Annotated in this window: 14 protein-coding genes; 6 read left to right on the top strand and 8 right to left on the bottom strand. The window is 36.8% G+C overall.

Going from position 1 to position 14907, the window contains the following annotated elements:
- The first annotated feature begins 365 nt into the window (after window positions 1-365).
- Window positions 366-1394: an H-type lectin domain-containing protein gene (locus BUC16_RS07930; protein ID WP_141226104.1), complete on the top strand. Its 1029-nt coding sequence runs from the start codon at window positions 366-368 to the stop codon at window positions 1392-1394.
- 101 nt (window positions 1395-1495) lie between these two features.
- Here the strand turns inward: BUC16_RS07930 and BUC16_RS07925 are convergent, their stop codons facing one another.
- From BUC16_RS07925 to BUC16_RS07915, 3 genes are all read right to left on the bottom strand, one after another.
- A complete protein-coding gene (locus BUC16_RS07925) occupies window positions 1496-2179 on the bottom strand; it encodes a PAS domain S-box protein (RefSeq protein WP_073369589.1) in 684 nt (227 codons plus the stop codon).
- A 70-nt stretch (window positions 2180-2249) separates the two neighbouring features.
- On the bottom strand, window positions 2250-3149 hold the full coding sequence (locus BUC16_RS07920) for a hypothetical protein (RefSeq protein ID WP_073369587.1): 900 nt from the start codon (window positions 3147-3149) through the stop codon (window positions 2250-2252).
- Window positions 3150-3390: 241 nt separating this feature from the next.
- A complete protein-coding gene (locus BUC16_RS07915; protein ID WP_073369585.1) occupies window positions 3391-3720 on the bottom strand; it encodes a hypothetical protein in 330 nt (109 codons plus the stop codon).
- A 28-nt stretch (window positions 3721-3748) separates the two neighbouring features.
- On the opposite strand from BUC16_RS07915, the gene BUC16_RS17735 reads away from it, so the two are divergent.
- From BUC16_RS17735 to BUC16_RS07895, 5 genes are all read left to right on the top strand, one after another.
- Window positions 3749-3925, top strand: a complete 177-nt coding sequence (locus tag BUC16_RS17735) for a C1orf53 family protein (protein ID WP_170860862.1) — start codon at window positions 3749-3751, stop codon at window positions 3923-3925.
- 64 nt (window positions 3926-3989) lie between these two features.
- A complete protein-coding gene (gene hutU / locus BUC16_RS07910) occupies window positions 3990-5966 on the top strand; it encodes a urocanate hydratase (RefSeq protein ID WP_073369582.1) in 1977 nt (658 codons plus the stop codon).
- Between the two features lie 77 nt (window positions 5967-6043).
- Window positions 6044-6628: a DUF4136 domain-containing protein gene (locus tag BUC16_RS07905; RefSeq protein WP_073369580.1), complete on the top strand. Its 585-nt coding sequence runs from the start codon at window positions 6044-6046 to the stop codon at window positions 6626-6628.
- Window positions 6629-6828: 200 nt separating this feature from the next.
- Window positions 6829-7431 (top strand): DUF4136 domain-containing protein, encoded by a 603-nt coding sequence (locus BUC16_RS07900; protein ID WP_073369578.1) that lies wholly within the window; start codon window positions 6829-6831, stop codon window positions 7429-7431.
- Between the two features lie 201 nt (window positions 7432-7632).
- Window positions 7633-8214 carry a DUF4136 domain-containing protein gene (locus BUC16_RS07895; protein WP_073369576.1) on the top strand — a complete coding sequence of 194 codons (582 nt, stop codon included), beginning with the start codon at window positions 7633-7635 and terminating at the stop codon, window positions 8212-8214.
- A 75-nt stretch (window positions 8215-8289) separates the two neighbouring features.
- Here the strand turns inward: BUC16_RS07895 and BUC16_RS07890 are convergent, their stop codons facing one another.
- From BUC16_RS07890 to BUC16_RS07870, 5 genes are all read right to left on the bottom strand, one after another.
- The gene (locus BUC16_RS07890; RefSeq protein WP_073369574.1) at window positions 8290-8910 is read right to left on the bottom strand and encodes a DUF4230 domain-containing protein; all 621 of its coding nucleotides are present in this window, start codon (window positions 8908-8910) and stop codon (window positions 8290-8292) included.
- Between the two features lie 2 nt (window positions 8911-8912).
- The gene (locus BUC16_RS07885) at window positions 8913-9863 is read right to left on the bottom strand and encodes a GSCFA domain-containing protein (RefSeq protein WP_073369572.1); all 951 of its coding nucleotides are present in this window, start codon (window positions 9861-9863) and stop codon (window positions 8913-8915) included.
- A gap of 24 nt (window positions 9864-9887) precedes the next feature.
- Window positions 9888-10676, bottom strand: a complete 789-nt coding sequence (locus BUC16_RS07880) for a hypothetical protein (RefSeq protein WP_073369570.1) — start codon at window positions 10674-10676, stop codon at window positions 9888-9890.
- Window positions 10677-10861: 185 nt separating this feature from the next.
- Entirely contained in the window at window positions 10862-13090 is a 2229-nt protein-coding gene (bglX, locus tag BUC16_RS07875) for a beta-glucosidase BglX (RefSeq protein ID WP_073369568.1), read from the bottom strand.
- Between the two features lie 64 nt (window positions 13091-13154).
- The gene (locus BUC16_RS07870; protein ID WP_073369566.1) at window positions 13155-14894 is read right to left on the bottom strand and encodes a cellulase family glycosylhydrolase; all 1740 of its coding nucleotides are present in this window, start codon (window positions 14892-14894) and stop codon (window positions 13155-13157) included.
- Window positions 14895-14907 lie beyond the last annotated feature (13 nt).

Genomic DNA, 14907 nt, shown 5'->3' with positions numbered 1-14907 from the left:
TTTAAAACAATGAAATTTTATTTCCTTCTATAAAAAAGAAACTTTTTAAACTTAAAACAACTAATAATCAATGCCTTATTATTAAACAAGTATTAAATCTAGCTCAAACACTCCTAATTGCGGCAAAGTAAAAAATGCAACAAAAAACTTTAGTCAAAAGAAGATGCTTTTATCTTTTTTTTAAAATAAAACCTTATCTTTAATTCTTTTTCTTTGTAAGAAATACATTTAAAAAAAAACTATAAGTTGTCATTTATCTAATAAATAGACCGATAAACTGTAAAAAATTATTCCTTTGCAAAAATATATCTTAATTTAGTAGCAACAAAATATATTATTTATGTCGTTTCAAAAAAAAATTAATCATGAATAAAACTACCCTATTACCTTTTTGTTTATTTATGTTATTGATCAGTGTCGGCACGACCGCACAAGTAGGCATAGGAACCACGACACCTAGAGGCGCACTCGAAATCAATTCCAATACAAACGGATTTGTAGCTCCCCAAGTAGCTCTAACATCAACAACAATATCGGCTCCAGTAGTAAATCCGCAAGACGGAGGATTGCCACTGGCAGGAACTTTGGTTTACAACACCAGCACTGCAGGAGATGTAACTCCCGGTTATTATTTCTGGAACGGAACAGCGTGGACGCGTTTGATAACTTCTTCTCCTAGTTGGTCTCTTACAGGAAATTCTGGAACCTCAGCCGCGACAAATTTCATGGGAACAACCGACAATAACCCACTCGTATTTAAAACCAATAATACGGAATGGATGAGAGTAACTCCAACTGGTGAATTGGCAATTGGAAACATTGATCCTCGCGCAACCTTAGACGTAACCGGCACCATTTATGCCAACAACATAGGAAAAAATGCTTTTGTACTCAATTCAGCAGGAACAAATTTTGGTTTTCTTTCAAATCCATCCCAAAATGTATGGACCTTGGGTTATGGTACAGTTGTAACAACTTTAGCAACTCCTGTTTTATCATGGACGGCGGGTGGAAAAGTTGGATTAGGAACAGCTACACCCACAGCCTTGCTACACCTAAAAGATGGACATATCAAAAGTGAACAAACCTTGGTTCCAACATTGACAGATATAACTGGATTATCAGTTCTCGGCTCCGCCTCTATTACTTCAAATTCTACAGACACTAAAGGATTAATCGATGTTACAGGAACATCCATAGGTACCGCTAGCGTAAAAGTAAACTTCAACATTTCATACACCAGTGCTCCCATAGTAATGCTTACACTTGCAAACGCTGCTGCCCAAGATTACATCGTCTGGGTTGACGCTGTTACAACAACTTCTTTTAATATTAATTTTAAGACATCAGGTAGTACAGTAGACCCTCGTTTTTCCTATTTTGTTATTGAATAACTTTTATTAAATAATATATTTCAAAAAACTCCAAAAAGACCTTTGCTTTAAATAGAAAAGGTCTTTTCATTTGAGTAAAGCTTCACTCTTAAACTGATATTTCAGGAAGCAACCACTTTCTCTGTTTTTTCCTTTTCCTTACCCTTTACTCCAGATATATAAGCCGTAAGTTCTTTAGTGATTTTGTCAAGAGATATTGCAGATTCTTTAATACAAGCTACTATTTGTGTTGTATCTTCATTTGAATTTGTAGAATCTTCAAGTTGGATTGCCAATCCCAAAATATTTACGATTGGCAATCTTACTTGATGGGAAGTCATAAAAAGCATTTCTTCCAGCGATTTTATGTGTTCTATTCTTTCTTCTTCCACTTTTTTCTTCAGGTCAATGATTAATCGCATCGAAAAATACTGCACTATATTTTTCCGTTTGTCAAATACTGGAAATATAGTGTTGTCCAACCAAAAGAACGAACCGTCTTTCGCTTTATTTTTAACTTCTCCCTGCCAAATATCACCAAATTTAATGGTATTCCACATATTTTCATAAAATTCCTTGGCATAAAAACCAGATTTTAATATTCTGTGATTTTGTCCAATTAATTCCTTATGGGAATATTTGCTTACTTCGCAAAATTTTTGGTTTACATAAACAATAATCCCTTCACTATCTGTGATGGAACAAATGACATTCATGTTTATAGCTTTCTGATAAACATGTAAAAGCCTCAAAAAATCTTTTTTGGACTGTCCCGCTATGTCGTATTTTTCGAAATCAATTTTCATTTTATTATTTTTATGTTTACCAAAAACGAATCATGTCCAGTAAATTAATAAGCACTAGACGAAATTCCAACTACATCCCAAGAGCAAAAAAGTTCAAGGAATATATTTCCACGTTTCTACCTGCAGTCATATTTCCCACATAGAGTTCTAAATACTCATTTTGCGCAAGAGTAACCATAATATGCAAAGCCGTACTCATTATCTCCCCAGAGTTATTTGTTTTCTGAATTACTTTGGATGTGGAAAGTACCGTCCCGTTTCTAGCGATACCAAAAACAAATTGATCATTACTGGCTATTGGCCCTACTGATATTGTGCAGGCAACATGGAAAACCCTGGTAGTTGCCCCTGTATATCTTAATCTTCCCGTATTAGCACCACCATTATCAAATCCCACACCCATCATGTTAGTGGTCAAAGCTGTAGCAGGATTGCAAAGCACCATATTGGTACTTCCATTAGATGGAGAACTTATAGTAATTATTTTTGGAATTCCATTAAAAAAACTAATTTCTCCCATGGGAAATTGCGGCACAAATGTGCTCACTACATTCCAATTTGAACCGTTACTGACAATCGTTACTGACTCTTTTGCATTCATCAACATATAATCCATTTCACCATCAATCGTTTGTGATGATGTTGTCGCTATAGTAACATCGGCCGTACTGGCTTCTCCTCGTTTAATACTATAAATTCTACCAGTAATCCCAACTGCTGTAGGTAATGTCATGGTTTTTGCAACGGCTCCATTATTACAAAGAACAATACTATGAGTATCGTCCAATGTTGTATTGGTGGTTACCATAGTTACTTTTTGACCATTGGAACCATTTACTTCAAAAGTAGAATTAGGAGTTGTCGTATTTATGCCAACTTGGGAAAAACTTGTGAAACCAATAAGCAGGAAAAAAAATATTGCAAAACCATCCACCATAATGCTTTTAATTTTGAATGTAATTTTATGCATAACATAAGTTTTTGATGGTTAATAAAATAGAATTAGTGTCTTTCAACGAACAAATTTATCTTTTATTTAAAATATAAAATATGATATAAATCATACCTATAAATCAATTAAACCAAACAATATCAATCATTTATCATAAATTAAAAATCCTCATTAAGAACCGAATGTTCCATAATGAGGACTTTAAATTTAATGAGCAAGACATTTTTGGATAGAATTGTAGTTCAAACAAGTATGTACATCAATGAATATACTTGAAAAAAGACCAAAAAACTCTCCTTTTCAAATAGCCAAGGTCTTTTTCATTTGAATACGCTTCACGCTCAAAACTGATATTTCGATAAGCCAAATTCCAATTTTTATACTGGATGAAACGCACCAAAAATTCCAAAAAATACCAGGCGAAAAAAGGGAATACCAACAATTCCAATTGTTGACGCAGATGAATTCGTTCGTGATTTACAAAAACTTCATTATTTTTATCCAATGCCTGTTTGACAAACACAAACGGAAATACGGTCAATCCGCGATACCCTTTTGGAATTAAATATTTGGCAGCAATTAGAAACATTGACTATAAAGTGTATAAATTTGTAGTTATGAACGAACAAAGTAATGAAAATAAATTAATTGAAGGCGAAGATTTTTATTATACGCCCGAAGGTTATAAATGCTTCACCGAAAAGTACCATCTGAAAAAAGGGTATTGTTGCAAAAACGGCTGTCGTCATTGCCCATATGGATTTGACAAGAAAACGGGTAAAATAAAAAAGTGAGCAGTGTTTCGTATTCGGTGTTCAGTCGCAGTTTACAGTTTGCATAAACTAAAAAAACTAAAACATGACTTTTCAAGAACAAATTCAGCAAGGAATTCCATCTCTATTGCCCAAGCCAAAAAAGCATGAATTGGAAATAAATCATGCTCCAAAACGGAAAGAAATTCTTTCGGACGAGGAGAAAAAATTGGCACTTCGCAATGCACTTCGTTATTTCGAACCACGACATCATCCTGAATTAATAAAGGAATTTGCAGAGGAATTGAATACTTACGGCAGAATTTACATGTACCGTTTCCGTCCCGATTATAAAATGTATGCCCGTCCTATTTCGGAATATCCTGGAAAATGCGAACAAGCAAAAGCCATAATGCTCATGATCCAAAACAATCTGGATTATGCCGTGGCACAACATCCCCACGAGTTGATTACTTATGGTGGAAATGGAGCCGTTTTCCAGAACTGGGCTCAGTATTTATTGACGATGCAGTATTTGTCCGAAATGACCGAAGAGCAAACCCTCACGATTTATTCCGGCCATCCAATGGGGTTGTTTCCATCCCACAAAGAAGCTCCACGAGTTGTGGTGACGAACGGAATGGTAATTCCCAACTATTCAAAACCTGACGATTGGGAAAGATTCAATGCCCTAGGAGTTTCGCAATACGGGCAAATGACTGCGGGAAGTTATATGTACATTGGCCCACAAGGCATCGTTCACGGAACCACGATTACGGTTCTTAACGGCTTCCGAAAAATAAAAACAAATCCCAAAGGCCGTTTATTTATCACATCAGGATTAGGCGGAATGAGTGGCGCACAGCCAAAGGCAGGAAAAATTGCCGGTTGCATCACGGTTTGTGCCGAAGTCAATCCAAAAATAACCCACATCCGACACAGTCAAGGCTGGATAGATGAAGTTATTCATGACATCGATGAATTGATCAAAAGAGTTGCTTTGGCAAAAGCCAACAACGAAATAGTTTCCATAGGATATCTAGGAAACGTGGTAGATGTCTGGGAAAAATTTCACGAAGAAAACATCTATATCGATTTGGGTTCCGACCAAACTTCCTTACATAATCCTTGGGCTGGTGGATATTATCCTGTTGGAATTTCCTTTGAAAAAGCCAACGAAATGATGTCCAACAATCCTGTTTTATTCAAAGAAAAAGTACAGGAAACTTTGCGTCGACATGCCAAGGCCATCAATAAACATACTGAAAATGGAACGTATTTCTTCGATTATGGAAATGCATTTCTACTGGAAGCTTCCCGAGCTGGTGCCGATGTCATGGCCGAAAACCAAGTCGATTTCAGATATCCAAGTTATGTACAAGATATCATGGGCCCCATGTGTTTTGATTACGGATTTGGCCCTTTCCGTTGGGTTTGTACCTCCGGAAATCCCGTTGACTTACAAAAAACCGATACAATAGCTTGCGAAGTTTTGGAAGAAATGGCCAAGACAGCCCCGTCCGAAATTCAGCAACAAATGAAGGACAATATTCAATGGATAAAAGGTGCACAGGAAAACAAATTGGTCGTGGGCTCACAAGCCAGAATCCTGTATGCCGATGCCGAAGGAAGAATGAAAATTGCTGAAGCCTTCAATCAGGCAATTGCCAAAGCCGAAATAGGAATAGTGGTTTTGGGTCGAGATCATCACGATGTTTCGGGCACCGATTCTCCATATAGAGAAACCTCAAACATCTATGACGGCTCCCGTTTTACTGCCGATATGGCAATACAAAACGTGATTGGCGACAGCTTCAGGGGAGCCACTTGGGTCTCCATTCACAATGGAGGCGGCGTGGGTTGGGGCGAAGTTATAAATGGTGGTTTTGGTATGGTTCTTGATGGTACAAAAGAAGCATCAAAACGCATAGAATCAATGCTTTTCTGGGATGTCAACAACGGAATTTCCAGAAGAAGTTGGGCGCGAAATGAAGGTGCAATTTTCGCGATAAAAAGAGCAATGGAAACACAACCTTTGTTGAAAGTGACCATTCCGAATATAGTTGATGAACAATTATTTTAGCATAGAGTTTATTGTTCCTGAAGATGTGTTCTCCAAAAACTTTAAACTTTAAAACGTAACATTTTAAACTAAGAAAGATGAGCACAATTAAAACCCTCCCTATTCTATTACTGCTGCTATTGAGTTCTTGCGGCTCCTCGATTACCGTTTATTCAGATTATGACAAAAGTGTGGATTTTAGTCAATACAAAACCTATTCTTTCAACAAAAACGCCATTGATAGAGTACAAATTTCATCCCTAGACAAGAGAAGAATTCTTCACGCCATAGAAACTGAACTTGGCAAAAAAGGAATGACCAAAAGCGAAAATCCTGATTTGTTGGTAGGCATTTTCACCAAAGAAAAAGAACAAGTGGACGTGTCCACTTATTATGGCGGATGGGGTTATGGCTGGGGATACGGTTGGGGCGGATACGGATATCCTTACAGGGGGTGGGGAGGCTACCCTTATTGGGGAGGTTATCCTTATGTAAGCACCGAGACAGAAGGAACACTATTCATAGATTTTGTTGACACCAAGAAAAATGAATTAATTTGGCAAGGCGAAGGAGTTGGGTATTTGAATCATGATCGATCTCAAAAAGAAGCTGTTATCAATGAATTTGTATCCAAAATTTTAATGCAATATCCTCCTGTTTTGGAAAAAAACAGCAAAAATTGACATTACAAAACAAGAAAACGGCATCGTTTCCGTAGAGACTTTTTGTTCTTGATCCCGTTGGTTGTGCACAGGAAAGGAACGGTTTGAAAAATCTGTTATCCACATAAAAATATTTTGCATATCTGGGAAATATCCTGAAGAGGATGCATCCCAAAAAACCAACCTTCAACCATTTTGAACCCAACATTTAAAACCAAAAAATGAGTGCAACCAAATTCATCCCCATTCTATTGTTATTCATGTTGAGTTCCTGCGGTTCCTCGATTAAAGTTAATTCCGATTTTGACGAAAGTGCCGATTTTAGTCAATACAAAACTTACGCTTTTATCAACATAAAAAATTCAAATACAGTACCAATTTCAGCCATTGACAAAAAAATCATCCTTCAAGCTATCGAAACTGAACTTGAAAAAAAAGCCATGACCAAAAGTAAAACTCCTGATTTGCTGATTGGTTTTTTTGCTGCAAAGAACGAAAAAACTTCCTACATACCTCATTATGGAAGATGGGATAGTCCTTGGGACATCAATCAAAATTACATGAGCACAGGTCCTACTAATATAAGCGAGAGATATAATTCTATACAGGATCCTTGGCAAAATACACCAAAACTAAAAATTTCAATTAAAGGAAAACTTTTTATAGGTATTATTGATCCAAAGCTAAGGAAAGTAATTTGGCAAGGAAAGGGTGAAGTTGATTCAATCGAGAATCTATCTCAAAATGAAATACTTCTCAATAAATATGTATCCAAAATTTTAATGCAATATCCTCCTGTTTTGGAAAAAAACAGCAAAAATTGACATTACAAAACAAGAAAACGGCATCGTTTCTGTAGAGACTTTTTGTTCTTGATCCCATTGGTTGTGCACAGGAATGGAACGGTTTGAAAAATCTGTTATTCACATAAAAATATTTTGCATATCTGGGAAATATCCTGAAGAGGATGCATCCCAAAAAACCAACCTTCAACCATTTTTGAACCCAACATTTAAAACCAAAAAATGAGTGCAACCAAATTCATCCCCATTCTATTGTTATTCATGTTGAGTTCCTGCGGTTCCTCGATTAAAGTTAATTCCGATTTTGACGAAAGTGCCGATTTTAGTCAATACAAGACCTATTCTTTCAACAAAAGCGGCATTGACAGAATACAATTTTCGTCCCTCGACAAGAAAAAAATTCTTGAATCCATAGAAACCAAACTTGTCAAAAAAGGAATGACCGAAAGCGAAAAACCCGATTTGATAGTATATGTTTCCACGGAAGAGAAAAAAAAAGTTGATAAATCCCCTTATTATGGCGGATTGCTACACGGTATGGATGTGGGTAAGGAGTCATATCCCATGGACTCGGGATACTATGGATACAATCCTTACTGGTCTTATTGGGGAGACTCCCCTTATGCCCCCATCGAGATCGAAGGAACACTATTTATATATTTTCTTGACACCGCCAAAAACGAATTAATTTGGCTAGGCAAGGGAGTGGGCTCCATACCTCATTCCCGCTCCAAGAAAGTAGCCTTCGTCAATGATTTGGTCGAAACAATTTTAATGCAATTTCCTCCTGTTTTAGCCAAATAACAACCATCATATTACAAAACAAGAAAACCGCAGCATTCCTGTTGCGGTTTTCTTGTTTATAGTTTCAAGTTATTTTTAGCCTTTCATTTTCTGGTTAAAATCGGTTTCACTTTCGATAACATTCCCTTCGTATTTCAATTTCCATCCCATGGAATTGGTCAGTATCAAGATTTTTGAAAGCTCTGAAATCAACCTGTTTTTGGCGTTTGATTTCAAGGAAGATTTTTCGATTTTCTTGGCCAAGTTGGCTCGCACAATTTTGTTTATTTTGTTGTAGTCATCCCCCGTAAAAGGATTCATTTGGCTTTGCTCGACATCGTAATACTTAATATCCGGCGAGATTTTAATTTCTTCTTTTGGAATATTCACAATAGTGATGGTCTTGTTTTTTTCATCAATATCGTATTTTACTTGGCGTAAATCGTAAGCTACAGTCACCTCGGCATTGACAATTACGATAGCTTTCTTTTCGAAAGAAACCATGTCCATCAAATATTTGTTTTGGTCTTTATAAGTTACCACTTCGGCAAAATGCCCTTCGGTGACAACCAGTTTCCCAACATTGACGATTTGTTGCTGAATAAGATTGGTATTGTAATCCAAAGAGGAATCGTCTTCTTTTTTGAATTCACAAAATTTGAAAAGCAAAACAATTGACACTATAATTCCCGCACCTAATAAAATTCTTCTTTGCATAATTAAAATTTCATGAATGAATATTGCGACACTATTTTATTGATTTTTTTTGCCAGTTTTTCTTCGAATTTTATATGGCTTTCAGAATTTGGATTGAAAGGACGATGTTGCAATCCTTTTTGAATTGTTTCTACTTCTTTCATAATCGAATGACTCTCTTCAGAAATAGAAGTTTCAGAAAAACGTTCCCAAATATAATCTATCGCCACTTGATTGGGATGAATCATGTCTTCCGCATAAAAACGATAGTCACGAAGTTCGTCCATCATAATTTCGTAACTAGGAAAATAATTTATCGTTTGTGGTTTATCGTTTATCGTTTGATGAATTGCAGTAATCAAATGAGATTTACTCAATTGATTTTCCACAAATCCGTCTTTGAGGTGGCGAACAGGAGAAACCGTGAAAACAACATTCGCTTTTGGATTTACTTTTTGGATTAAAGCGATTGTATTTTCAATCGAATTTTCGATAGTTTCAACCGATAAAATTTCTTTGTCAAATTGCTTTTGAGGCACTTTATGACAATTGGCAACAATAGCATTGCTTGCCAGATTTCGGTACACCCAAGATGTCCCATAGGTGATGATGATGTGCGTTGCCTCGCTTATTTGTTGGCGTGTCGACTGGACAACGGTATTCAAATTAGCTATTAATTCTTCCTTGTTGGAATTGCTCCAATCCGAATGCAGATCGAAAGAATGCCAACGCTCTTCATAGAAAAACACGTCGTCATCGCTGAATTGTTTTCCTGAAACGGCAAAGTCCATCAATTTTTCTATTGCCAATGGGTGAAATAAAATTCCAAACGGATTGCAGGTATTTTGGAACTTGAAATAGTCCAGTTTCTCGGCCATATTTACCGCAAAACAAGAGCCCAAAGACACAATTTTGGAATTGTAATCTATTGGATTATTGCTATCAAGAATGGAAATTTTAGTTCTAAACTGCATCTCTATTTTTTTACAAAAATAGAATTAATTGTAGAATAATTGCGATTTTAAATGGTTTGAATCAGAACCGCCAAACAATATGTTTTCTGAAACAATTTCTGTTGGATAGCCACTTGAATTGTATTGGTATTCGCTATCATATCTTTTTATTTCAGAAATAACCTGATTATCATCAACATATTTAATTGATGAAACAGCAGTGCCAAGAACTTCGTTATTTGAGGAAATTATTTTAGAATAATTCAACAATTTATTGAACCCCAAAATATTTTTCAAGGCATTTTTTTTATAATCGTATCCAAAACTGAGAGTGTTTTTAGCCAAAATTCCTATTCCAGCATCATCTAAAATCCTCTCGTCTTTAACAAGATTTTCGTTTTGAAAATACAAGATTCCGTGATAGTTTTTAACTTCAAGATTATTGGAAACCTTGGTTACTTTTTCATAAGAAACAGAGCCGTCACCATTGTGTACATAATTTATCACGTAATTATCAGATGATGTAATTTTAGTCAATTGACCCTTCAAATAAGAATATTCCAATGTGTTCTGGTGTTGCGTTGTTTTATCGAACTCCACGACTTTTGTGATTAAATCGTCCGTATAATAAAATTTCGAAAGTTGATCCTCTTTGTCAATGGTCACCAATTTATTTCCATCATAAGTAAGGAGCGTTGTATTTGAAGATCCGTCAGCCGAAACTTCAACTATCTTTTTTAACATCGAAACCTGCTCAATTGGATCGCTGGTGCAAGAACAAAGTGTTATTAAAAGAACAACTACAATCCCAACTATTTCTTTTGCTTTCTTCATAAATTCATAAATCCTATTCGTCTTTTATAAAATCAAGACTTCTAATGGTTTACAAATCAACCTTAAAAAAGCAAAACCCACAATATTCTTCGTTATAATCCCAACATTTCGGTTAAACTACTATTTTATCTCCATTTAATTTTTTACTTTCTTCTAAATCTTGGCCAGTAAATGTGCTTTTGAAATTAATTCAACAATTCGAAATCCTCTTTCAAACGAATATCTTCAGAAGACGAACCAATCATGACATCAAAATCTCCCGGTTCTGATTTGAATTCCAGTTTATCGTTGTAAAAAGATAGTTTTTGGTTGTCAATCACAAATTTCACGGTTTTAGTTTCGCCGACATTGAGTTTGATTTTCTCGAATCCTTTCAGTTCTTTTATTGGTCTAACCACAGAGCCGAATTTATCCCGCAAATACAATTGCACCACTTCTTCGCCGCCATATTTTCCCGTATTGGTAATATTTGCCGTAACTTCAATCGTTTCATTATTTTTCATCTTCTTTTTGGACAATTTCAAATCAGAATATTGGAAAGTCGTATAACTCAATCCAAATCCAAAAGGAAATTTTGGACTAATGGACAAATCAATGTAAGCGGAAGTATAGTTCAAATCCGTGTCGTTTTTTGCCGGTCTTCCCGTATTGAAATGGTTGTAATAAATCGGTATTTGCCCCACTTCCCTTGGAAAAGTCATTGGCAATTTTCCACCTGGATTCACGTCACCAAACAACACGTCTGCAATTGAATTCCCTGCTTCTGTTCCCAGCCACCAAGTATAAAGTATGGCAGGCACGTTATCGGCAGTATAATTAAAAATCAATGGTCGTCCCGTGTTTATCAAAACCACTACCGGTTTTCCCGTGGCTTGAATGGCTTTGACCAATTCTTCCTGAACGCCTGGAACGTGAATGTTGCTTCTACTTTTTGCTTCGCCACTCATGTCTCTTTTTTCTCCAATGCTCATGATCACCACGTCTGCTTGTGAAGCTATTTTAACGGCTTCGGCAAAACCATCTTTGTTATCTCCTTCAATTTCGCAACCTTTGGCGTACAACAACTTCGTGTTTTTCCCAACCTTGTTTTGCAAACCATCCCATTGTGAAACCACCAATTTTTCATAATCAACTCCTGGTAAATCCACATCCCAAAAACCCATATTTTGCTTGTATTCCTTAACCAAAGGTCCAATAAAGGCTATCGTTTTTGTGTCTTTTGAAAGAGGCAATACATTTGAATCATTTTTCAACAACACGATGCTTTTGGCACCGATTTCTCTTGCCGCTTTGGTGTGTTCCGGATTATTTAGCGCCGCTTTTTCTCTTTCAGGATTGCAAAAACGATACGGATCATCGAATAACCCCAACTCGAATTTCTTGCGTAAAATTCTCTTGACGGCATCATCCACTAATTGAATGTCAATCCTTTTTTCTTTCAACAATGCTTCCAAATTGTTTTTGTAGCATCTGCTTTCCATATCCATGTCGCTTCCCGCCGTGATGGCAAGATAAGCCGCTTCTTTTCCGTCTTTGGCATAACCGTGATTTTGCATTTCGCCAATGGAACCCCAATCTGAAACCACAAACCCTTTAAAACCCCATTTCCCTTTCAGGATGTCTCTTTGCAAATATTTATTTCCGGTTGCAGGAATCCCGTTCAAATCATTAAAAGAATTCATGAAAGTGGCTGCACCCGCATCCAAAGCCGCTTTGAACGGAGGAAGATAAATTTCCCAAAGCATCCTTTCGCTCATGTCCACCGAGTTGTAATCCCTTCCGCCAACGGCTGCTCCATAAGCCGCAAAATGTTTGACACAAGCCATCACGGCATCAATTCCTCCCAGTTTTTCACCTTGAAAACCTATTACTCGAGCTTTGGCAATCAAAGAACCCAAATAAGGGTCTTCACCAGCTCCTTCCATTACTCGTCCCCAACGCGGATCACGGGCAATGTCCACCATGGGCGCAAATGTCCAATGAATTCCTGAAGCCGAAGCTTCGACTGCGGCAATTCTTGCCGCTTTTTGTATGGCTTCCAAATCCCAACTTGCGGCTTCACCCAACGGCACGGGAAATGTTGTTTTGTAGCCGTGAATCACGTCTTGACCAAACAACAACGGGATTTTCAGACGGGATTCCATCGCCAACTTTTGCCAACTCCTTGTGCGTTCCGTTCCAAGACAATTCAACAACGAACCCACTTGCCCATTCCGAATTTGACTGGCTTTGTCGTTGTCAACCGTTATTGGACCGGTGGCTTTCGAATCATCATTGTATTGATTCAACTGTCCTATTTTTTCTTCAAGCGTCATTTGCTTCAGTAAAGCATCGACTTTTTGGTCTATTGTTTTTGATTGTGAAAAGGCAAAAAAGGATGCCAATAAAAGTGTTGTAGTTACTATTTTTTTCATCTTTTAAATACTTGTTTCTTGTGGTCTAATTAAAACTTTACAAGTCCGTTATTTGTTTTTTAAACTAATTCCCTGAATTCTTGAATTCCAAATAATTCAAATCGAAATTTCCTTTTTCGAAATGAACCCTAATTTTATTGGTTCCTCGTTTTAAAGCTACTTTTTTTATGGTCAGCGTTTTCCAAACATTCACATCAGTGGAAACAGGAATCGCAATAGTTTTTGAAATTTTCCCGTTTTTGTCTTCCAAATACAGTTTGCTGCCAGCGACGGCATTTGAATAGCGAATGTCAACATCAAATACTTTGTCGGAATCCAAATCAAAAGTGTATTGCAACCATTCCTTGTCCTCTATAAAACTCACATTGAACCCATTGGTGATTTCATCATTACAAGATTGAATGTCTACACCATCATTGCGCATAACACCACCTTTGTTCCATTTCGTGAATGCAGTACCATCATAATTTACAACGTCTTTGTCAAAATAAGCATGACCGTTTTGTCCTAAATCATATTCCGTTGCAAACACTTTTCCGGGAAGAACATGTTTTTTATACGCTTTTGCATCCGTGGTTTGAACTTGTCTAAACATGGCGTCGATGACATCCTTTTTTATGTCAAGGTTTTCCATTTTATAGTTTTCGGCTATTTGCATCAAAGCTGATTTTGCAAATGTTTTGGAAGGTTTTCCTCCATTATTTTTCCAATAATCGAGTAATTGTTGGTATTCTGGCGTGATTGCAACCGAAGTCACACCGGCAATGTTGTCTGTTTTTTTCATTGGCCAAAAAGCCCAACCAATGTTGTTGGATTCCATCAAAGTGATTACCTCCTTGAACCAAACATTCGAATTTTCTCCTGTTTCCCCCAACCAAATTGGCACATTGTATTGGGTTCTATAATCCAGAAATTTTTGGATGGAAGCCACATCATTTGGATTCCAATATTTATGAAAACTCAACGCCATATTATCATCCCAAAGCGGAAAAATCCCGTTGTAATTGTTTCCCCAGCAATTCCCTTCTATAAAGATTAAATGATTTTTGTCAACTTCCCTAATGGCATTCGTAATCCTGATTTGCAAATTTCTTAAAGGCACATTAGAAGTTTCGTCGCAACCATTCAAATTGGCTCCGTCAAAGTTCCAATTGGGTTCATTGACGATGTCATATCCTCCAATCCACGGACTGTCTTTGTAGCGTAAAGCCAACTTCTTCCATAGCGCCACCATTTTATCTTGATTGGCCACGCTTTCCCAAAGGGATGGTTTTGTAGGGTCGTAATCCGAAATATTTGCATCGTGTCCTTGACCACCCGGAGCCCCGTGCAAATCTAAAATCAAGTATATTTTATTGGCCTCGCACCAGTTCAATAAATCATCGGTCATTTTAAAACCCTCCTCAATCCAAGTATTTTCTCCGGATTTTTTTTCTTGTTCTATCGGTAAAGTATAAAGGTTGTAATGCATCGGCAACCTGACGGAATTAAATCCCCAAGCAGCCAGCGAGTCAATATCCTTTTTTGTAATTCCGTTTGACTTATAGGCTTTGTAGAATTCTTCCGTGTTTTCAGTTCCTATTAAATCGGTTATTTTTTGTTTGATTACATGTTGTGGTCCGGCATATTGATTGGTCTTGAGCATATACCCTTCCTGTATCATCCAACCACCTAAACCCAATCCTCTCAACACTATGTTTTTCCCGTTTCCGTCTTCTATTTTTTGTCCATTACGATGCAAATAGCTTTGGGAAAAGAGTGAAAGGGAAATAAAAAAGGGAAGTATCAAAAACCAGTTTTTCATATGTGTAAATTTT

Source organism: Flavobacterium fluvii, assembly GCF_900129545.1.
GTDB classification, from domain to species: Bacteria; Bacteroidota; Bacteroidia; order Flavobacteriales; family Flavobacteriaceae; genus Flavobacterium; species Flavobacterium fluvii.
This window is presented reverse-complemented; position numbering and strand designations above follow the sequence as displayed.

What these genes read in the sequence shown, in the direction of transcription:
- BUC16_RS07870 (WP_073369566.1), bottom strand. Translation starts at nt 14,894, where the DNA reads ATGAAAAACTGGTTTTTGATACTTCCCTTTTTTATTTCCCTTTCACTC.
- BUC16_RS07895 (WP_073369576.1), top strand. Translation starts at nt 7,633, where the DNA reads ATGAGTGCAACCAAATTCATCCCCATTCTATTGTTATTCATGTTGAGT.
- BUC16_RS07885 (WP_073369572.1), bottom strand. Translation starts at nt 9,863, where the DNA reads ATGCAGTTTAGAACTAAAATTTCCATTCTTGATAGCAATAATCCAATA.
- BUC16_RS07925 (WP_073369589.1), bottom strand. Translation starts at nt 2,179, where the DNA reads ATGAAAATTGATTTCGAAAAATACGACATAGCGGGACAGTCCAAAAAA.
- BUC16_RS17735 (WP_170860862.1), top strand. Translation starts at nt 3,749, where the DNA reads ATGAACGAACAAAGTAATGAAAATAAATTAATTGAAGGCGAAGATTTT.
- BUC16_RS07890 (WP_073369574.1), bottom strand. Translation starts at nt 8,910, where the DNA reads ATGCAAAGAAGAATTTTATTAGGTGCGGGAATTATAGTGTCAATTGTT.
- BUC16_RS07915 (WP_073369585.1), bottom strand. Translation starts at nt 3,720, where the DNA reads ATGTTTCTAATTGCTGCCAAATATTTAATTCCAAAAGGGTATCGCGGA.
- BUC16_RS07930 (WP_141226104.1), top strand. Translation starts at nt 366, where the DNA reads ATGAATAAAACTACCCTATTACCTTTTTGTTTATTTATGTTATTGATC.
- bglX (WP_073369568.1), bottom strand. Translation starts at nt 13,090, where the DNA reads ATGAAAAAAATAGTAACTACAACACTTTTATTGGCATCCTTTTTTGCC.
- BUC16_RS07900 (WP_073369578.1), top strand. Translation starts at nt 6,829, where the DNA reads ATGAGTGCAACCAAATTCATCCCCATTCTATTGTTATTCATGTTGAGT.
- BUC16_RS07880 (WP_073369570.1), bottom strand. Translation starts at nt 10,676, where the DNA reads ATGAAGAAAGCAAAAGAAATAGTTGGGATTGTAGTTGTTCTTTTAATA.
- BUC16_RS07905 (WP_073369580.1), top strand. Translation starts at nt 6,044, where the DNA reads ATGAGCACAATTAAAACCCTCCCTATTCTATTACTGCTGCTATTGAGT.
- BUC16_RS07920 (WP_073369587.1), bottom strand. Translation starts at nt 3,149, where the DNA reads ATGCATAAAATTACATTCAAAATTAAAAGCATTATGGTGGATGGTTTT.
- hutU (WP_073369582.1), top strand. Translation starts at nt 3,990, where the DNA reads ATGACTTTTCAAGAACAAATTCAGCAAGGAATTCCATCTCTATTGCCC.